This window comes from Pseudomonas syringae pv. coryli str. NCPPB 4273, assembly GCF_000972175.1.
GTDB classification, from domain to species: Bacteria; Pseudomonadota; Gammaproteobacteria; order Pseudomonadales; family Pseudomonadaceae; genus Aquipseudomonas; species Aquipseudomonas syringae.
Genome location: NZ_AWQP01000059.1, coordinates 19,904 through 38,669, shown reverse-complemented (window position 1 = coordinate 38,669; position 18,766 = coordinate 19,904). Strand labels below are relative to the sequence as shown.

At 59.3% G+C, this 18,766-nt stretch carries 16 protein-coding genes; 1 reads left to right on the top strand and 15 read right to left on the bottom strand.

Annotated features, from left to right (window positions below):
• Positions 1 to 49: 49 nt before the first annotated feature.
• The 8 genes from P406_RS21840 to P406_RS21805 form a co-directional block, all read right to left on the bottom strand.
• Positions 50 to 3,622: a glycosyltransferase gene (locus P406_RS21840; RefSeq protein ID WP_046237351.1), complete on the bottom strand. Its 3,573-nt coding sequence runs from the start codon at positions 3,620 to 3,622 to the stop codon at positions 50 to 52.
• 89 nt (positions 3,623 to 3,711) lie between these two features.
• On the bottom strand, positions 3,712 to 5,304 hold the full coding sequence (locus tag P406_RS21835; protein WP_003417853.1) for a flagellar hook-associated protein 3: 1,593 nt from the start codon (positions 5,302 to 5,304) through the stop codon (positions 3,712 to 3,714).
• A 13-nt stretch (positions 5,305 to 5,317) separates the two neighbouring features.
• Complete coding sequence (flgK, locus tag P406_RS21830; protein ID WP_003404346.1) at positions 5,318 to 7,378, bottom strand: flagellar hook-associated protein FlgK; 2,061 nt, start codon at positions 7,376 to 7,378, stop codon at positions 5,318 to 5,320.
• Between the two features lie 10 nt (positions 7,379 to 7,388).
• On the bottom strand, positions 7,389 to 8,633 hold the full coding sequence (gene flgJ, locus P406_RS21825; RefSeq protein ID WP_046237350.1) for a flagellar assembly peptidoglycan hydrolase FlgJ: 1,245 nt from the start codon (positions 8,631 to 8,633) through the stop codon (positions 7,389 to 7,391).
• A gap of 10 nt (positions 8,634 to 8,643) precedes the next feature.
• The gene (locus P406_RS21820; RefSeq protein ID WP_003404340.1) at positions 8,644 to 9,753 is read right to left on the bottom strand and encodes a flagellar basal body P-ring protein FlgI; all 1,110 of its coding nucleotides are present in this window, start codon (positions 9,751 to 9,753) and stop codon (positions 8,644 to 8,646) included.
• A 13-nt stretch (positions 9,754 to 9,766) separates the two neighbouring features.
• Complete coding sequence (gene flgH, locus P406_RS21815) at positions 9,767 to 10,480, bottom strand: flagellar basal body L-ring protein FlgH (RefSeq protein WP_003370084.1); 714 nt, start codon at positions 10,478 to 10,480, stop codon at positions 9,767 to 9,769.
• Positions 10,481 to 10,564: 84 nt separating this feature from the next.
• Complete coding sequence (flgG, locus tag P406_RS21810) at positions 10,565 to 11,353, bottom strand: flagellar basal-body rod protein FlgG (protein WP_003412455.1); 789 nt, start codon at positions 11,351 to 11,353, stop codon at positions 10,565 to 10,567.
• A 46-nt stretch (positions 11,354 to 11,399) separates the two neighbouring features.
• Positions 11,400 to 12,140, bottom strand: a complete 741-nt coding sequence (locus tag P406_RS21805; protein ID WP_003316785.1) for a flagellar basal body rod protein FlgF — start codon at positions 12,138 to 12,140, stop codon at positions 11,400 to 11,402.
• Positions 12,141 to 12,423: 283 nt separating this feature from the next.
• Between P406_RS21805 and P406_RS29475 the strand changes: the two genes are divergently transcribed.
• Positions 12,424 to 12,615 carry a hypothetical protein gene (locus tag P406_RS29475; RefSeq protein WP_032699181.1) on the top strand — a complete coding sequence of 64 codons (192 nt, stop codon included), beginning with the start codon at positions 12,424 to 12,426 and terminating at the stop codon, positions 12,613 to 12,615.
• Here P406_RS29475 and P406_RS21795 read toward each other — a convergent pair whose 3' ends face one another.
• From P406_RS21795 to cynS, 7 genes are all read right to left on the bottom strand, one after another.
• Complete coding sequence (locus P406_RS21795) at positions 12,616 to 14,361, bottom strand: flagellar hook protein FlgE (RefSeq protein WP_046237349.1); 1,746 nt, start codon at positions 14,359 to 14,361, stop codon at positions 12,616 to 12,618.
• A 197-nt stretch (positions 14,362 to 14,558) separates the two neighbouring features.
• The gene (gene flgE / locus P406_RS21790) at positions 14,559 to 15,887 is read right to left on the bottom strand and encodes a flagellar hook protein FlgE (RefSeq protein ID WP_046237348.1); all 1,329 of its coding nucleotides are present in this window, start codon (positions 15,885 to 15,887) and stop codon (positions 14,559 to 14,561) included.
• A gap of 25 nt (positions 15,888 to 15,912) precedes the next feature.
• Positions 15,913 to 16,602, bottom strand: coding sequence for a flagellar hook assembly protein FlgD (gene flgD / locus P406_RS21785; RefSeq protein WP_003412461.1), 690 nt, complete (start codon positions 16,600 to 16,602; stop codon positions 15,913 to 15,915).
• Positions 16,603 to 16,617: 15 nt separating this feature from the next.
• Positions 16,618 to 17,058: a flagellar basal body rod protein FlgC gene (gene flgC / locus P406_RS21780; RefSeq protein ID WP_002554316.1), complete on the bottom strand. Its 441-nt coding sequence runs from the start codon at positions 17,056 to 17,058 to the stop codon at positions 16,618 to 16,620.
• A 3-nt stretch (positions 17,059 to 17,061) separates the two neighbouring features.
• Entirely contained in the window at positions 17,062 to 17,469 is a 408-nt protein-coding gene (gene flgB / locus P406_RS21775; RefSeq protein WP_003370068.1) for a flagellar basal body rod protein FlgB, read from the bottom strand.
• A 278-nt stretch (positions 17,470 to 17,747) separates the two neighbouring features.
• Positions 17,748 to 18,221 carry a nuclear transport factor 2 family protein gene (locus P406_RS21770; RefSeq protein WP_046237347.1) on the bottom strand — a complete coding sequence of 158 codons (474 nt, stop codon included), beginning with the start codon at positions 18,219 to 18,221 and terminating at the stop codon, positions 17,748 to 17,750.
• Positions 18,222 to 18,231: 10 nt separating this feature from the next.
• Positions 18,232 to 18,699 carry a cyanase gene (gene cynS / locus P406_RS21765; protein ID WP_003391308.1) on the bottom strand — a complete coding sequence of 156 codons (468 nt, stop codon included), beginning with the start codon at positions 18,697 to 18,699 and terminating at the stop codon, positions 18,232 to 18,234.
• Between the last annotated feature and the right edge of the window lie 67 nt (positions 18,700 to 18,766).

Below are 18,766 nucleotides of genomic sequence, written 5' to 3'. Positions count from 1 at the left end.
GTGGCCGCGCCAGCGGGCAACCCGCTGGTGCGTGTTCAAACGGATCGGATCAGTCCGGCAACCAGCCGTTGGCCCAATATTGCAGGTTTTCGCCGCGCAACATGAAGTCACGCAGTACTGTCTCGCGCAACTCGTCGCCCATGCGGTAACTGGCATTGGGGTCGGACAGGTGCATGCGGATCGCCTGCAACCACTCTTCGGAGCTGTTGGTGTACACCCGGGTTGCCGGCAGATGGCCGCGATACGCCTCGGTGTCGGAACAGATCACCGGGTAGCCGCACGCGCCGTACTCAAGCAACCTGAGGTTGCTTTTGCAGTCATTGAAAATATGAAATTCCAGCGGCGCCAACGCCAGATCAAGGTTCAGGCTGGCGAGCTTGGCCGGGTAGGTTTTCAGGCTGACCCCCGGATGGAACTCATGGATGTAGGGCTTGAGCAGATCCGGGCACATGCCGAAGAACACCCACTCGACTTCATCAGCCAGTTCGCGCACCACATCGGCAATCAGCTCAAGATCCCCGCGATGGCTGGTTCCGCCGCCCCAGCCGATACGCGGCTTGTCCGAGCTGCGACGCTGGGTCCTGAGGTTGCTCCACAAGTGGGTCGCCAGCATGTTCGGCACGACGCGAATGTCGCTGTGCATACTCGACAGCGCCTCGGCCAGCGGGTGAGTCGACACGACCACACGGTCACACAGGCCTATACCCTTGCGCAGCATGGCGCCGATGTTGTCCGGCATGTTGCGCTTGTGCTCGTTGCGCTCGGGGACATCGGCGATGTAGTCATCAAGCTCGAAAATGCGCATGGCATTGGAGTAGTTCTTCGCCAGCTCGATGTCCGGGACCTTGGCTTCTGTGTAACGCCCCTGGAAAACGATGACATCTGGCGACTGGCGCTCTATTTCGACGGGCGTTGCGGTCTCGTAAGTCATCCGGCCAACCACCCGCCCGGCCGCCATCAACTCCAGCAGGGGCTGGCTGACCCGGTAGTGACCCACCGCCGAGGAGTTGACCGCCATACCGAAAATGAAAGGCAGATGGCGGGTGCAAAACGGGCTCCAGCCCGCCAGCAGACCAGGGTCCAGGGTGAACGACAGCGCCTCGTTGAGGTACAGGTTGGGGTTGTAGGCCTGATCCCTGGCCATCTTCGGCAGCCACTTCTGGAAGAACGATTTCTGCTCGTTGTCGAGTACCTGACGAGACGTCTCGTTACGTTCGGCGGCAGCAGGCTCAGCCAGTACCAGCGATGAATCCGGGGTACCGACAATCAGGTAACCCTCGCGCCCGACGCGCATGCACAGATCCAGGTCCTGCAGGCCCTGGGTGAAGGTCGCCGCCTCCAGTGCGCCAACAGCGTCGAACACGTCCTTGCGCACCATCAGGCAATTGCCGCTGACCGCGCTCCAGTTCTGGGTCAATTGCAGACGCTGCATGTAGCCGCTGGCACCTGCAGGGAAATTGATGAACGGCCGACCGGCCAGGCCATCCATGCCCATGACCATGCCAGCGTACAGAATATTGCCTTGCGGATTGAGAATGCGTGGGCCGACGATCCCGACCTCGGGGCGCTGTGCATGGTGGATCAGCCCCTGCAGCCAGTCCGCCTGATGAATCAGGGCATAGGCGCTGAGCATCAACAGATAATCGCCACGCGCCTGACCGGCGGCATGATTCTGGGCGGTTGCTTCGCTGCCAGCCTCGGACAGGGAAAAAATCCGCAGCTTGTCGCTGCCCAGCTCACTCATCGCCGTGAACCATGCCCGGGCTTCGGCGCTTTCGCTGGCGTTGTCGACGATCAGGACTTCGTAATTCGGGTAGGTGGTGTTGCTGAGCAGACTGTCTATGCAGCGCTCCAGGGCGCCCAGTTGATCCCTGGCGGTGATGATGATCGACACCAGAGGCAGCGACGGGTGAACGTACTCGATGCGATTGAGCAACGGCAACTGATCGTGATGAATCACGTGTTCTCTGCCGATCCGTGACAGGTGGGCTGCAACCAGAGGCTCGCTGTGCTTGATGACACCAGGCAGTGACAGCCAGTCAGCGAATGCCAGACGCGACTCGACCTGCACTTCGGCGATGTGCTCGATACTCTGCGGCCCTGCCCCCTCGACCAGGCGCCAGATCACATCGTGCGGGGCGAGCTCATCGAAGGCCGGATCGAAACCGCCCATGTCCAGCAGATTTCGACGTTCGAACGCCAGCGTGCGCCCGACATAGGGATAGGCACGCAGCAGGTCCAGGTTGAATCCGGGTTTGAAAATCGGCTCTCTGGACTCGTCCTCGACCAGCGCGCCTTCGTCGCTGTAGACACACAGCAGCCCGGGAGTCTGAGCGATACGCTCAGCCAGAATCAGCAGCGCTGGCTGCGTCAGCCGGTCACCGGCGTGCAACAGGTAGACCCAGTCGGCACTGTCCAGCAGTGGCAATACTTCGTTCAGTTGCCGAGCCCAGTCCGGCTGCAGAGAAAAACGCAGCACCTGCGGATCGTCGACACTGGCGTTGGTCAGCACCACCACCGAGTCTGCGGCATAGTCCTGTTCGGCCAGACTGCGCAAGGTGATATCGAGGGCCTCGGCATCGCCATCCGCATCGATGATCACCGGCACGATACGTGGCTGCCAGGCCCAACTGACGATGCGCTGCTCCAGCAACTTTTTTTGCGGCTCGGAAAACCGGCGGCAGGACAGCCACTCGGTGTAAAGCTCTGCGTAGCTGTCACTGCTGCTGCCGACGCGGCTCATCATGATGCCCTGGCGACCAGCCATCACCCCGTAGAGGCCGACCTCATCCCACTCGCGCGGTTCTTCGTGCGCGCGGCGCAGAGGCAGAAAACGCACCCAGCCCTGGGCCGGTGCGTCTTCGCCGCTACGCGCCTTGAGCATTTCGTTCAGCCAGCCCCATTCGGTGGTGGCTTTCTGGTACATATCGCCCTGACTGCTGAAGCGCCCCGGGTGCAGGCGTTCGGTACTCTGGATGCTGTGCAGCACAACCAGATTGCCGCGCCGCAGCAGGCAGATGAACAGCGTGAAATCCAGCAGCGCGACGAAACCCTGCGGCAGCGCAATGGACGGCAGGTATTCCTGGACATCGGCGCGACGCATCAGCGCGCCACTGAAACCGCCCAGATAATTGCGTGGCGTGCGCTCGAAAATCGCCAGCATGTCCTCGCCCTTGAACACAGCGTCGTAGGGCACCAGACCAACGTTTTCCATGCGGGCCGGCAGGACATAATCATCGACGTCCACCAAATGGCGTTTGCTGACGACGAGCTGGACATCCTTGTAGGTATCAAGGGTTTGCGCCTGATGCGCAACGCAGTAGTTATAGAGGCGGTCGTCATCGCAGAGAAACTTGATGTACTCGCCGCTCGCCTGCTCCAGACACTTGAGCAGATTGCCCTGAAACCCCAGGCGCTGAGGATTGCGCAGGTAACGGGCCCGGTCGCTGTCGGGAGCCACCAGTTCGTCGAAAATCGCCTTGATCTCGTCGCTACGGCAATCGTCACAGACGATGATTTCGAGATTGTCGTAGACCTGGTCGAGCGCACTTTGCAGCGCTGCGCGGAAGAAGCGCGGATTGAAGGCGGGAATGACGATACTGACGAGGGGGACTGAATTCACTATGACTGACTCGCGAGCGGCTGGGGGCCCTTCAGTCGAGTGGCCCCCCTCACCGCTGAAAAAAGACGGCGGATGCTCAACGTCAGAACTCAAAGCTGACTGAACAGGTTCAACTTGGATAGCATGGTAAACACCTGCTGAGAAGCGTCCAGCATGGTTTTCTGCAATGTCAGGCGCGTGGTCGCCTCGACGATGTCGGCGTTTACGTAAGTGCCTTGCTCAGTGGTGTTGTTGCCTTTGAGCAGATCGTTGGTCGTACCTTGGGCGGTTGCCGCCAGCTGACGCGCACCGCCACTGGAACGTGCTGTAGAGGCTTGTTCGATGGAACTGCTCATGTTGCCCAGCGCAGAGTTCAGCGCTGCCGTCATATTCTGCGAGGCCACCAGGTTGCCATCGGTGGGCGTCGACAGGGCTTTGATCGCCGCTGTCAGCGTATTGAGAATGTTCTCGGTCTGGTGCGTGCCAGACTCGACGATGAACTGATCACCGGCAGCCGGTGTGCCGCTGATATTGAAGTTCACCCCGGAGGCGTTGGCCGTCGAGCCGGTCATGGTGCCGCTGGACACTGGCTTGCTGCTACTGGTCAAGGGCGCAGCATACAGGTCGTAATCGGTCGGGCTGGTGAACTTGAGGATTGCGCCTTCTGTCGGGAAGGTATTGTTGAACGCGGTGCGGTCAGCGGCGGTATTGCCCACGACAGAGCTGCTGACGGTCGCTGTCGAGGTATTGCCGGCGCTGCGCGAGGTGGAAACACTGTCCGGTGTCGACGCCAGCTGGTAGCTGCGATTGGCCAGCGCCGCATCTGCGGTAGCGTCCGAGACCCGGTCAGCGGCTGGCAGGTTGACGTTGAGGGTCATTTCCACGCCGCGGAAGGTGAACGTCTGGGCATCGAACGAGCCGTGGGAAAACTTGCCGCCAGACGAGGTATCGGAACTCACGTCAGTACCACTGGCGTCAGTGATCTTGAACTGCGTGCCGCTGAGAAAGGTCAGCGTATACGGCTCGCCGCCCTGGTAGCTGGCGTTATAGGTCGGAGTGGACGTCACCAGGCCACTGCTGAGGCCGATCTTGCCGTCATCGGTTGCAGGCGAGAGTAGTGTGGCAGACGTACGGGTGGTGTTGACCGACTGCTCGAAGGCCTCAAAACCTGTGGTATTGCTGGCCATTACCAGGCCGTCGCCTACCGCCAGATTGACGCTGGTCTGGTCGCCCTTATAGCTGTAGGAGCCGTCGGCGTTCAGCGAATACGGTGGCGTCGAGGCCTTGGAACCGGAAAATATGTACTGACCGTTAGGGTCCTGGCTGTTCATCAAGCCCAGAATCTGGCTCTGGTACTGCTTGAGCGCCGACGCCTTGGCGAGACGGTCGGAGTCGGTAAAGGCGCCACTGCCTGCCGATACGATCTGCTCACGCGCGGCCTGCATCGTGTCGATGATGCTGGTCAGCGTCGTTTCGGTGGTCACCGCGTTGGTATTGATCGTGCCGATATTGGTTTCGTACTGGGTCAGCATGGAGTTCTGCTGGGTCAGTTGCAGTACACGCGCCGCACCCACCGGATCATCGCCCGCAGTATTGAGCTTGATGCCGCTGGAAACCTCTTCGCTGGTCTTGTTCAGGTTCGAATAGTTACGCTGATAATTGGTGTTCGTGGATTCGAAGAACTGGGTAGTCGAGATACGCATGGCTCACGATTCCTTAAAGACTGTTGATCAGCGTGCTGAAAATGGTTTGTGCCGCCTTGATGATCTGCGAAGAGGCGGTGTAGTACTGCTGGTACTTGATCAGGTTGGACGCTTCTTCATCGAGGGATACACCCGAGACCGAATCGCGTGACGACTTCGCCTGGCTGACAACGGCCGCTGTGGCGGTCACATCGTTCTTGCTCTGGCTCGCCAGCGTACCCACAACTGACACCGTATCTGCATACGAACCGGACAGGCTGGTACCCACACCACCGTTGACGACGCCGACAGTCTTGGCGGTCTGCAGGCCGACCACCGCCAACGCATTGCGGTTATCGGACGAGCCGCCGCCGGTCATGCCGATGCTGAACGTGTCATTGGCAACCGGCGAGCCGGAAATGGTCATTTGCAGTTCAAAAGCGGTTTTGCTGCTTGGCGTTGTCGTGGTGTCGGTATAGCCAACGTTCAATTTGACGGTGTTGGCCTGACCTTGAATGATCGAACCACTGACAGCGTTGCCATTCTGGTCAAGCACCGCCCCGCCACTCGCATTGATCAGGGTATAACTCTGCACGCCGGTACTGCTGACCGCACCCATTACCAGTTTCATCGGGGTGGAGTCTTTGAGCGCATTGCGCAGGTCAGCGGTCTGGGTGCTGTCGTAGATATCGGACTTGGTGTTCAGCACCGGCTGAGTGAAGCCGCCGGTGCCGGAGTTGCTGCTACCCGCGGTTGCCGTCAACGGCGCGGCAGCTGCAATGTCCTTGGCATCGGTCAGCACCACCGAAATCCCCGAGGCGCCAGTACGGGTAGGGATGACCTTGAAACTGTCACCGGCTGCCAGCGTATTGCCGTTGAGGCTCACACTGAAGCCATCGAACTGTTTGGGCGGATTGTCAGCCAGCGAACCGGCACCCACGCTCTCGCCATTGGGCAGACGGCGCACGCTGAAATTCGATGAGTCGCTGAACGTCACTTCATAATCGTTGGCGGTCAGCTTGCTGGTGTCGCCGATCGTCACGTTGAGGTTGCCGGAGCCGACACTGTTGGTGGTTTTGCCGACGCTGCGCTGGGTGATGGCATCCGCACTGTTGATGCTGGAGAACAGGTTCGAACCGAAGTTGCCCTTGCTGTCGATACCCTGGCTCATCTGGCTGTTGACCTGATCGGACAGCACCATCGCGGTACGGCCCAGTTCATTGGTCGCGGGCACCAGCACTTCGTTGCGATAACGCAACAGACCACCGATCGAGCCGCCAGTAAGCACCGAGGTCACATCGGTCTGGGTCTGGCCGTAGGCAATCTGCACGTTGTACTGCAACGGATCGGACGGGCTCGGGCTGGCCGACATCTTGTAGGACGTGCCGCCACTGACCAGCGATTGTCCGGTGCCGGTATAAATATCGAAGTTGCCGTTGTTCTCGACCACTTTCACGCCAACCAGCTCGTTGAGCTGACGAACCGCTTCACTGCGCGAGTCAAGCAGGGTGTTCGGTGTGGCATTGCCCGCCGACGCTTGTGTGATCTGCTTGTTCAGGCTCGCCAGCGTGGTGGTCAGCTCGTTGACCTGTTTGGTGAAGGTGTTGAGCTGCGTGTTGACGTTATCGTTCTGCGTGGACAACTGCGACGACACCGAGTTGAAGCGTGCGCTCAACGCGCCAGCCTGGGTCAGGAACGACGAGCGTTCGGCCGACTGCGTGGCGCTGGTGGCGATGCCCTGCATCTTGGTGAAGAAATCCGCCAGCTGCACGGAGATCCCCGTCGCACTGTCGGACAGCAATGTGTCGGTCTTGCTGGCCTGACCGGAATAAGCCACTGCATCCGCGCTGAGGGCGGTGCTCGATTGCAATTGGGTGTCCAGATAGCTGTTGTAGATGCGACGTACGTCGGACAGCGTGGTGCCGGTACCGATGTAGCCTACACCCTGACCAAGAGCGATCTGCGCCGAAGCCGTGGTCAGCACCTGCTGACGCGAGTAACCAGCGGTGTCCACGTTGGCCGTGTTGTTACCGATGGTGTTGATCGCGGCACTGCTGGCATTGATACCTGAGAGCCCAATTGAAATCAGCGACATGAGTCAAACCTTATAAAGTCGTGGAAGAGCCCGCTGCAGCGGCGTAAGTCTGGTAACTCTTCATCTGCTTCGCAATCTGCGAAATCTTGCTGGCATAGTCCGGGTCAGTGGCGTAGCCGGCCTTCTGCAATTCTTTTACAAACTGTTCCGGTTTATCGGCCGAATTGACCACTTCTTTATACCGGCTGTTGTTCTGCAACAGACTGACCAGGTCGTGGAAGCTGTCGGCGTAGGAATCGTAGGAACGGAAATCCGCCGTTTCCTTGACCATCTTGCCGTCGCGGAACTCGCTGGTGATCGCGCGCGCTTCGGCACCCTTCCAGCTGCCTGCCGCCTTGATGCCGAACAGGTTGTGACTGCTGCTGCCGTCCTGCTGACGCATGATCGATTTGCCCCAACCGGTTTCCAGTGCCGCCTGCGCCACCAGCATGACCGGGTCGACGCCGATACGCGCTGCGGCTTCCTTGGCCAGTGGCAGCATGGTTTCGACGAACTGATCGGCGTTGCTGAACGCACGCTTGGCCGGTGCCAGCGGTGGCTGAGCCATGGAGCGCACGTACTCAGGCGCGGGTGCCAGGTTCGGATCGAGTGTCCAGTCGCCGTTGTTGCCTGTAGTGCCGGCTGTCGCGCGAGCGGGTACCGGACTGTTGCTGACCGCCGTTGTGGCGGACGGCACGATGCCAGCCAGCAGACGATCGGTGAGCTTGGCGGGCAAGGACAGACGGCGCGAGTTGAGCATCGCCATGTCATTGCGCCCTTCTCCGGACGCCGATGCCGCAGCCGCCGCCTGATCGGCAGCCGCCGAGCGCGTGGCCCACAACGGACGCTGGTAAACACTGGTCGCCAGGCCGGTCTTGGCCGGCGCAGCGTCGGTAGCGGCCGTTGCAGCGTCGGTCGTATTGACCGGCGCGGCGTGGTTTATCCCCTTGTCTTTCGACAATTGGCGCATCAGCACGTCCTGCAAGCCGATACCGTTGCCACGGGTGGACAGCGTGACCGCCAGTTGCTGGTCATACATGTCCTGATACTGCCGGGTGGCCGGGGTGTTCATCGGATTGTCCTTGGCCAGCACTTCGTTGGCCGAGCGCATGGCCTTGAGCATCTGACTGACGAACAGCGATTCGAACTCGCGGGCCACCTTCTTCTGGTTTTCCACACTGTCCTTGTCGCCATGCTTCAGCGACGCCAGACGGTTGACGTCGGTATAGGCACCCGAATCGACCGTCGACGAAATTCCGCTCTTGGGCATATCCATGCTCGAATCCTCAGATCACGATCAGGTCGGCTTGCAACGCGCCGGCCTGCTTAAGGGCTTCGAGAATGGCCATCAGGTCACCGGGCGCAGCGCCCACCTGATTGACCGCGCGAACGATCTCATCCAGCGTGGTGCCTGGACCGAACTTGAACATCGGGTGCAGCTCCTGCTGGGCATTGACCCGCGAGCGAGGCACTACCGCAGTCTGGCCGCCGGACAATGCGCCCGGCTGGCTGACGATCGGGTCTTCGGTGATGGTCACGGTCAGGCTGCCGTGGGTAACGGCAGCAGGCGACACCTTGACGTTCTGGCCGATGACGATGGTGCCGGTCCGCGAATTGATGATGACCTTGGCAGCGGTCTGGCCCGGATCGACTTCCAGGTTTTCCAGAATCGACAGGTAGTCGACACGCTGGCCCGGATCAAGCGGCGCGGTCACACGCACCGAACCACCGTCCAACGCCTGAGCGACGCCCGGGCCCAGTAATTCGTTGATCTTGTCGACAATCCGCTTGGCAGTGGTGAAGTCGGAACGGTTCAGGTTCAGGGTCAGGGTATTGCCCTGATTGAAGCCGCTTGGCACCGAGCGCTCGACCGAAGCTCCGCCAGGAATGCGTCCCGACGACGGGACGTTGACGGTAATCTTCGAACCGTCACGGCCTTCCGCGTCGAAACCGCCGACCACCAGGTTGCCCTGAGCGATGGCGTAAACGTTGCCGTCGACACCTTTCATCGGTGTCATCAACAACGCACCACCGCGCAGGCTTTTAGAGTTACCGATCGAGGAAACGGTGATATCGACCGTCTGGCCCGGCTTGGCAAACGCTGGCAGATCTGCATAAACGGCAACTGCCGCGACGTTCTTCAACTGCACGGTGCCCGAACCGGATGGAACCTTGATGCCGAACTGCGACAGCATGTTATTGAAGGTCTGCAGGGTGAACGGGGTCTGGGTGGTCTGGTCACCTGTACCGTTGAGACCCACGACCAGACCGTAACCGATCAACTGGTTGGCCCGCACGCCGGAGATGCTCGCGATGTCCTTCAGACGCTCGGCGTGGACGCCGAACGCTGTGGACAACAACAAGGTCGCCGCTATCAGTTGCTTGAGCTTGATCATGTTTATCCCGCTATCAGAAAGGGAACAACGGGCTGAGGAAGAACCGGTCGAACCAGCCTGGCTGGCTGGTATCGGCAAAGGCTCCGGTCCCCGAATAGGTAATACGTGCATCAGCGATACGGGTGGACGACACGGTGTTGTCGGTCGCGATGTCGTCAGCCCGGACCAGGCCGGCAATCCGCACCAGTTCGTCACCGGTGTTGAGCGTCATCCACTTTTCGCCACGCACCGCCAGAATGCCGTTAGGCAGCACATCCGCAACCGTCACGGTGACCGAACCGGTCAGACTGTTGCTCTGTGCGGCCTTGCCATCACCCTTGGTGGTGCGCGCGCCGTTGTAACCGGCGTTGAGGCTCAGGTCGTTGCCGCCTATCGGGTTGTTGGTGGTCAGACCCGAACCGAACAGCGAGGTCAGACCAATGCTGTTGGTGCTGTCCTTGGTCATGGCCGAAGTGGCCGCCTTGCTCGCCGCCATACGCTCGGAAAGCGTGATGGTGATGATGTCGCCAATACGGAAGGCCTTGCGGTCGCCGTACAGGTTCTGCTCGAAACCGGCCTGATAGATGGCGCCATTGTTGGCAGCCGCCGACATGGGCGTACGCGGCAACACCGGAGCGTAATAAGGGTCATTGGGCTTGGCCGTCGGCGCAACACAGCCGGACAGCAGGGTGATCCCGCACAATGAAGCGATCAACACTGAAAAACGCGGAACACTAAGGCGGTTCATGACACTTGAAACCTCGCGGTGTAACAGGCGCTTATCAGGCGCCCCATCGGATTGAGCGGTTCTACGAGCAGAGACATCAAGGACTTACAGGTTCTGAGTCAGGTTTTGCAGCATCTGGTCAGCGGTCGAGATCACTTTGGAGTTCATCTCGTAGGCGCGCTGGGTAGTGATCATGTTGACCAGTTCCTCAACGGTGCTGACGTTGGAGTTTTCCAGGGTGTTCTGCAGGGTCGGGCCCAGGCCGTTAAGGCCAGGGGTGCCGATCTGCGGCGCGCCGCTCGAACCAGTTTCCAGGTACAGGTTGCCACCGATGGCCTGCAGGCCGGCCGGGTTGATGAAGTCGGCGGTCTGGATATTGCCGATGATCTGCGGTGTTGCAGTGGCGCCTGCCAGCGTGACGGAAACAGTACCGTCCTGGCCGACCGTGAAGGTCTGGGCGTTCTGCGGAACGACAATCGCAGGCTCGAGGGCATAACCATTGGCGGTCACGATCTGGCCGTTGGCGTCGAGGTGGAACGTACCGTCACGGCTGTAGGCAATGGTGCCGTCTGGCTGGGTCACCTGAAAGAAACCACGACCGTTGACCGCCAGGTCCAGCGGGTTGTTGGTGGTCTGCAGGCTACCGGCAGTGAAGTTCTTCTGCGTGCCGACAATGCGCACACCGGTACCCAGTTGCAGGCCGGAAGGCAGTTCGCTGTCCTGAGTGGACTGGGCACCCGGCTGGCGTTTGATCTGATACAGCAGGTCCTGGAACTCGGCACGGTCACTCTTGAAACCGGTGGTCGAGACGTTCGCCAGGTTGTTGGAGATGGTGGTCAGGTTGGTGTCCTGAGCGGCAAGGCCGGTTTTGGCGACGTATAGTGCAGGAAGCATGTGTGTTCTCCTCGAGCGCCGGTTTGTCGGCGCAAGCTGTCATTGATTAGCCAAGTTGCAAGACGCGAGCCATAGACTGATCGTCTTCTTCGGCGGTCTTCATCATCTTGACGTGCAATTCGAATTGACGGGACAAGGCCAGTACCGAGGTCATTTCCTCGACCGCGTTGACGTTGCTCGCCTGCAGAAAGCCGGACTCGACCTGAACGGTGGCGTCTGCGTCGGCAGGCCGGCCGGTCTTGGTGTGGATCAGGCCGTCAGGGCCTTTCTCCATGGTCTTCAGGTCAGGCCTGACCAGCTTGATGCGGTCAACCTGCGCCATCACCTGCGGACTCTCGCCCAGTGAACGAATGCTGATCGTGCCGTCGGCGCCGATCTCGATCTGCTGCTGAGGCGGCACGGCAATCGGACCGCCGTTGCCCATAACCGGCAAACCACTGCCGTCGCGCAACACGCCCAGGGCGTCGATGTTCATGCCGGAACTGCGGGTGTAGGCTTCACCGCCGTCGGGCGTCTGCACGGCGATCCAGCCATCACCCTTGACGGCGATGTCCAGCTCACGACCGGTCTGCACCATGGCACCGGCGGAAAAGTCGGTCCCGGGACGCTCGCTCATGGCATAGGCGCGCGATGGCATGACCTCGCCAAACACCGGCATCGAGCGGGCCTGTTCCAGGTCACGCATGAAACCGTTGGTCGAGACGTTCGCCAGGTTGTTGGCATGAGCCTTTTGCGCGATCGCGTTTTCGGATGCACCGCTCATTGCGACGTAAAGCAACTTGTCCACAGTCTTCCTCCTCCGACAGACGCTTGCCGCCTGTAGCTGTTCTGAAAGGGTTAAAGCAATTTTTGAACCAACTTGTCAGGCTCGATACAAATGCCTGATTAGCCAGTAAAAACTGGCCATCGCCGATCGCCTTGGGACAGAGCGCCAGCCAATAGCGGCGGTGGACTGCCGCCTGCCGCCTGCCAGGCAGGAAACACCGCCAAAAAAACTTCATCGAACTGCGCCGAGAACCGGATCGACAGTGATAATCTTGCCGACACCGCAACCCTGACCGGGAACCGTCATGCCTTTTCGTGCGTGCATCATCGGTATCGCGAGCGCGAGCCTGATGACCTTTGCCCTGCTCTCCCAGGCCGCTCCCGCCCGCTATTACAAATGGCAGGGCGACAGCCGGATCGTCTGCGCCCAGGCCAGCCCAGGCCCAGGCTGGAAACGCTTGAAAGGCCACTTCATCAAAGCCGACTGCTCGATCTGATCAGGTCGATTGAATCAGCGTCTGCATCAGCGTCACTTCGGTGGATATCGCCTTGGAGTTGGCCTGATAGGCCGTCTGGGCCTGGATCAGCGCAATCAGCTCATCGGCCAGCACGACGTTCGACCCCTCCAGCGCGCCACTGACGATGCTGCCCAGCGTGCCGACGCCCGGCACATCATATTCAGCCACTCCGGAATCAGCAGTGGCGGTCCAGCGTGTATCGCTACGCGGCTGCAAGCCATGCGGATTGGCGAAACTGGCGAGCATCACCTGACCGATGGGCTTGGTCATGCCATTGGTAAACCCGGCACGCAGAATGCCGTCCCGGCCGACGTCGAGGCTTTTCAACTCCCCTGCCGAATGGCCATCCACGTATGCGGCGGAGCGCGAACTGGCAGCGTTGTGCTGAAGCAGATGGGTGAAGTCGATGGTGATGCCGTCAGCACTGCCAGCCGCCCCGTTGGGTATCCAGCGCTCGCGACTGGTGCCAGGATCAACCGCCATCACCGGCGACCAGCCCGTGAGTTTCAGCTGATCGCCGTTGCTGCTCAGGCCCGGACTGCCGGTCAACGACGCGACAGCGCCATGGGAATCGAAAACAATGTTCGCCGTCAGCGGCGCCCTGGAACCGGGGTTCTGCGGATTTCGATCGTCGATCAGCACGTGCAGGCGCCAGCTGTTGGTGCCGTCTTTCACGAAATACTGTTTCAGCTCATGGGTGTTGCCCTGACTGTCAAAGATCTGGTTACCGAACATCCTGCTGTAAGTGTTCAGATCTGCGGGATTGAAGTCCGGAACCGGCCGATGCATGACCGTATCGCCCGGGTCGAGCAGACTGGCCCCGGCGTCGTTCAACGGCAACGAAACAGCTCCGCCATTCAGGGAGCCATTCGCCGCCCAGGCGCCATTGATCTGCGCGGCAGGCACCCAACCCTGCAAGGCAAACTCGGTGTCTGAAACTTTGCGCAGATGCTGATCATTGCCGCTGTACGACAGGGAACCGTCAGGCTTCAGCTCGAGGCTTACCTGCAGCGGCGCTACGCTGTCGGGATCCACCGGATTGCGCCCGTCCACCAGTACATACATCGACCACTGATTGGCCTCGGTCTTGACGAAATACTGCTTGAGCTCATGATTGGCTGCGGGCACCGGAGTGATGCCCACATCCTGGATGGTCCGGGTGGCAACCCGTGTGTAGGTCGCGGGGTCGTCCGGGTCAAAGGTCGGCAAGCGAGCAAGCGAAGGCAGCGAGGCATCCAGATTGATAGTTTCAGCCACCGTGGTCGTGGCCCTGGCACCGACGTTGGACGTATCGATCTGCAAGTCCGTGCGGATGCCACTGGCAATCTCGCCCTTGTCGTTTGCGGCGTAACCCTGCAAGCGCCCGCCATCGCTGTCGACGACAAAGTTCGCAGCGTCCTTCAAAAAGGCGCCAGCCCGCGTATAGGCCAGTGAACCCTGATCACTGACCACGAAAAAACCGTTGCCCTGAATACGCATATCCAGCGCATTGCCGGAACTGATCACCGTTTCACCCTGATTGAAATTCTGCTGCACCGAAGCAAGTCGTACGCCATCCCCGACGGCGTGCTGCCCGGCCCCCAACTGTGCGGACGCATATAAAGCAGAAAACTGCGCACGAGACGACTTGAACCCCAGGGTGCCGACGTTGGCAATATTGTTACCCGCTACTTCCAGTCGTTTATTGGCAGCATGAATACCGCTGATCGCTGTATTGAATGACATGAGAACTCCCTTGCCGTAAAGGCAATTCATAGAGGAGTTTTATTCTCACATCATCGTGCGTAGGAAGTTTCCAAGTAGGATGCGGGAGTCATCCGTAACTTTCAGTACTAAAAAAAACATAACAAAATACTTTGCAGACACCCATAAAAAAGCCCCTTTTTACAGGGGCTCTTTCAACACGTATCAAACAACGCGTGTTACGTCATCTGAATAGTGGTCTGCATGATAGTGCTTTGGGTGGAAATGGTCTTGGCGTTAGCCTGATAGTTGCTCTGCGCCTTGATCAGGTTAACCAGTTCCATGGTCAGGTCGACGTTGGATTCTTCCAGCGCCTGACCGGTGATGTAACCCAAGGTACCCGACTGTGGAGCGCCGCTCACCGGTACGCCGGAAGCGAACGTTTCACGCCAGTTGGTGCCGCCGGCCTGCGCCAGACCCTGCACGTTGGCAAAGCTGGTCAGCGAAGTCTGACCGATCACCTGCGACTTGCCGTTGGTATAAGTGGCGAACAGGTTGCCGCTGGAGTCAACGTTCATGCCGCTCAGCTGGCCAGTGGCGTAGCCATTCTGATCCTGCTTGAGCAGACCGGATACCGAAGCGGTCTGGGTAGTGGTCGACATGTCCAGCTTGATCGAAGCTGCGCCCGTCGCGCCGTTGGCTGCCCAGGTGGCTGTTGTGCCAGTACCGACCTGCACACCAGGTACCCAGTTGCTCACGGCGAATGTACCGTCAGCGTTGAACTTGATGTTGGCGCTGCCAGTAGGAACGGCGCCGCCGGCGGTGGTTACCAGGTTGCCCGAAGAATCGAATGTCAGGTCATTCTTGTCCGGCGCGGTGGACGTCGGATCGGAAATGCTGCGCCCGTCCATCAGGGAATACATCGACCAGGTGTTGGTGCCGGTCTTGACGAAATACTGATCCAGGGTGTGAGCATTACCCTGAGTGTCGTAAGTCGGGGTGCTGTATTTGACGTTGTAGCTATTGGTATCGGTCGCATCGAACGTCGCAACGGTCGGCAACGCAGTCGTCGAGTTCAGGTTGGCGGAGTTGGTGATCGTGGTCGTCGCCTTGGGGTCCAGGTTGGACGCGTTCACACGCAGATCGCTGAGCGCGCCGGTCACCACAGCGCCATTGGCGTCAACGTTGTAACCCTGCAGCTTCATGTTGCTGCTATTGACGACGTAGCCTTCCTTGTCGGTGTGGAATGCACCGGCACGGGTATACAGCTTCTCGCCGTTATTGCTCATCATGAAGAACCCGTCGCCATTGATGGCAAGGTCCAGACTGTTGGCTGTTCCGGTGGTCAGGCTGCCCTGGGAGAACTGCTGGGAAACCGCAGCGGTTGTCACGCCACTGCCGACGCTGGTATTGCCTGAAGTACCGCGAATCGACTGAGCATATTGATCAGCGAACTCGGCACGTGACGATTTGAAACCGGTTGTCGCGACGTTGGCAATGTTGTTGCCGGTAACGTCGAGACTTTTGTTTGCAGCATAGAGCCCACTAAGGCCGATATTGAAAGACATGTTTCACTCCTGCGCCGTAGCGGCTCTACAATCCGATAGTTTGAACTTTGGACAGGGCAACACTGCCGCTGGCCAGGTTAAGCGTTGTTTCTGCGCCATTGACACCCAGCGTGACACTGTTGACCGTGGCGGGCAGGTAAGTTGAAAACTGTGTGTTCTTGCCTTCGACCGAGCCTTCAGCCTTGAAGCTGTAAGTGCCCGATGGCAGCTGGGTACCGCTTGAGTCCGTACCGTCCCAGGCAAAGCTGGTAGTACCGGCTTTTTGCGTGCCCAGGTCGACACTGTCGACCAGATTCGATTGCGCGTCGTACACCTTGACAGTCGTTAGCGAGCTCTCGCTCGGCACCACGATCGAACCGGTCAGGCCTTTGGTGGTATCGACCGAAGTACTGCTCGCATCAATGATCACCGAGCGGCCGACCAGTGAAGAGGCCTGCAAGGCCTGCGACGACTTGTAGCTGCTGGCGATCGTGTCCACCGTCGACGTCAGGTTCTGCATGCTTTCAAGGCTGCTGAACTGCGCCAGTTGCGCCACGAACTGCGTATTGTCCTGCGGGTCCAGAGGGTTCTGGTTCTTCATCTGCGTGACCAGCAGTTGCAGGAACGAATCCTTGCCCAACGTGCCGGTAGAGTCCGTCTTGGTCGGTGTCGGGTTCTGCAGCGTATTCAGAAACGTCGATGAGACGCTGGTTGCTGAGGTGTTATCAACGGCCATAACTTTCGCCTTCTATCACTGACCGAGGGTCAGAACCTTCTGCATCATGGATTTAGCGGTGTTCATGATTTCTGCATTGGTCTGGAAAGACCGGCTGGCAGAAATCATGTCGGCCATTTCTTCCACGACATTGACGTTGGGGTAATAGACATACCCGTCCTTGTCAGCGGAAGGATGATTGGGCTCGTAACGTGCTTCCAGGTTCGAGCTGTCTTCGATGATGCCGTTGACCTGAACGCCCTGCCCGGCTTCACCCTGGTCCTGGAACAGCGAACCACCTGTGGACTGCTGGCCCTGCATCACGGTGGCGAACACCGGGTGACGGGCGCGATAGGTCTGGTCCATGCTCGAAGACACGGTCTCGGCGTTGGCGATGTTACTGGCCGTGGTGTTCAGACGCGTGGTCTGGGCACTCATGGCGCTACCGGCAATGTTGAACACATTGGCTAGTGACATGAATTATTCTCCGCGAAGGGCTGCAACCAGCCCCTTGAACTTGCTGTTGAGCAATGTGAAGCTGGCCTGGAAGCCCATGGCGTTCTCGGTGTAGCTGGCCTGCTCGACCTGGGAATCAACGGTGTTCTGGTCCAGCGAAGGCTGCGACGGCGTGCGATACATCAGCGTCCCGTCGTCATTGCCCATGCCCTCGGCTTCGATATGGCGGCTGTTGGTCTTGTTCAGCGCGAAGTGACCGTTCTGGACCTTGTCGTTTTCGGCAGCCAGCACCGAAGAGAAGTCCAGATCGCGAGCCTTGAAATTCGGGGTGTCGGCGTTGGAGATGTTGTTGGCCAACACCTCTGCACGCTGAGCCCGGAAGTTCAGAGCCTTTTCATGTATGCCTAGCGCTTTATCGAAGCTGATGCTCATTTCGGGAAACCTTTGCCGGTTGACCTGATTCTGTTGTTACTGACAAAGCAATCGGCGTGCCATGTTGTAAAAGCCAATGTTTGCAGGGTCTGCAGGCGACGGCGAGGCGGCAATGCCAGAAAAGCGGCAAGGCATTTCCGCTGTGGAGGGGTAAAGCGGCAAGGTGGGTGCCGTTTTTTTGCCAGTACCGGATTGCCGCCTCGCAATGGCGGCCCTTAATCATTGCCTCAATCAGACACCCAATAAAAAAGAGACCCGAAGGTCCCTTTGACGATTGATCAGAGACCCAGCTCACTCAACCCCGGGTGATCATCCGGTCGGCGCCCCAGCGGCCAATGGTATTTGCGCTCGGACTCGGCGATCGGCGAATCGTTGATGCAGGCAAAGCGCCGTTGCATGAGGCCGTTTGCTGCGAACTCCCAGTTTTCATTGCCATACGAACGGAACCAGTTGCCGGAGTCGTCATGCCATTCATAGGCATAACGCACGGCGATGCGGTTATCCGTGAATGCCCAGAGCTCCTTGATCAGCCGGTAGTCCAGTTCCTTGCGCCACTTGCGTTCCAGAAAGGCCTGAGCCTCTGCGCGGCCATTGATGAACTCGCTGCGGTTACGCCAGTAGGTGTCTTCGGTGTAGGCCAGCGCGACTTTCGCCGCATCGCGCGAATTCCAGCCATCCTCGGCGCCACGGACTTTCTGGACTGCAGTCTCCAGGGTGAAGGGTGGCAATGGCGGTCTTCCTTTATCACTCATCTCGGCGTCCTCAGAACGGTTTGTAGGGCAGGAATTTTCCATCGAGGGTGATCACGGCTCGCTCGCCCCCTTCCGGATCGTCGACTTTCTTGATGTCGAGCTTGAAGTTGATTGCGCTGATGATGCCGTCGCCGAACTGCTCGTGCACCAATGCTTTCAGCGTTGTGCCGTAGACCTGAACCATTTCGTGGAAGCGATAGATGGTCGGATCACTGGAGACGTCTTCGACATTGCCGCGCAAAGGGATGGTTTGCAGTTCGGCGACCGCGTCCCGGTCCAGCCCGAGACGCTCGGCGACTACCTCGGCCACCGCTTCCGGCAGAGGGTGCTGACCAAGCAACGCAGCGGTGACATACACCACGCTCAACCCCGTACCTTCTGCGAGCCCCGCCCAGGTCAGGTTCTTTGCAGTCTTGGCCTGCAACACACGTTCAGTCAGATGCTGGCGCGGCGCTCTGGAAATATTGCTGTGCGGCATAGGTAAGCCTCCGGAATGAATTCACGTCAATCACAGCATCGACGACTATCACCATAAGATCCAAGAC

Coding starts and splice junctions, on each gene's coding strand:
- P406_RS21820 (WP_003404340.1), bottom strand. CDS start 9,753: ATGATCAAGCTCAAGCAACTGATAGCGGCGACCTTGTTGTTGTCCACA.
- flgG (WP_003412455.1), bottom strand. CDS start 11,353: ATGCTTCCTGCACTATACGTCGCCAAAACCGGCCTTGCCGCTCAGGAC.
- flgC (WP_002554316.1), bottom strand. CDS start 17,058: ATGTCACTAGCCAATGTGTTCAACATTGCCGGTAGCGCCATGAGTGCC.
- flgD (WP_003412461.1), bottom strand. CDS start 16,602: ATGGCCGTTGATAACACCTCAGCAACCAGCGTCTCATCGACGTTTCTG.
- flgJ (WP_046237350.1), bottom strand. CDS start 8,633: ATGGATATGCCCAAGAGCGGAATTTCGTCGACGGTCGATTCGGGTGCC.
- flgK (WP_003404346.1), bottom strand. CDS start 7,378: ATGTCGCTGATTTCAATTGGGCTCTCAGGTATCAATGCCAGCAGTGCC.
- flgE (WP_046237348.1), bottom strand. CDS start 15,887: ATGTCTTTCAATATCGGCCTTAGTGGGCTCTATGCTGCAAACAAAAGT.
- P406_RS21835 (WP_003417853.1), bottom strand. CDS start 5,304: ATGCGTATCTCGACTACCCAGTTCTTCGAATCCACGAACACCAATTAT.
- flgH (WP_003370084.1), bottom strand. CDS start 10,480: ATGAACCGCCTTAGTGTTCCGCGTTTTTCAGTGTTGATCGCTTCATTG.
- flgB (WP_003370068.1), bottom strand. CDS start 17,469: ATGAGCATCAGCTTCGATAAAGCGCTAGGCATACATGAAAAGGCTCTG.
- P406_RS21795 (WP_046237349.1), bottom strand. CDS start 14,361: ATGTCATTCAATACAGCGATCAGCGGTATTCATGCTGCCAATAAACGA.
- P406_RS29475 (WP_032699181.1), top strand. CDS start 12,424: ATGCCTTTTCGTGCGTGCATCATCGGTATCGCGAGCGCGAGCCTGATG.
- cynS (WP_003391308.1), bottom strand. CDS start 18,699: ATGCCGCACAGCAATATTTCCAGAGCGCCGCGCCAGCATCTGACTGAA.
- P406_RS21770 (WP_046237347.1), bottom strand. CDS start 18,221: ATGAGTGATAAAGGAAGACCGCCATTGCCACCCTTCACCCTGGAGACT.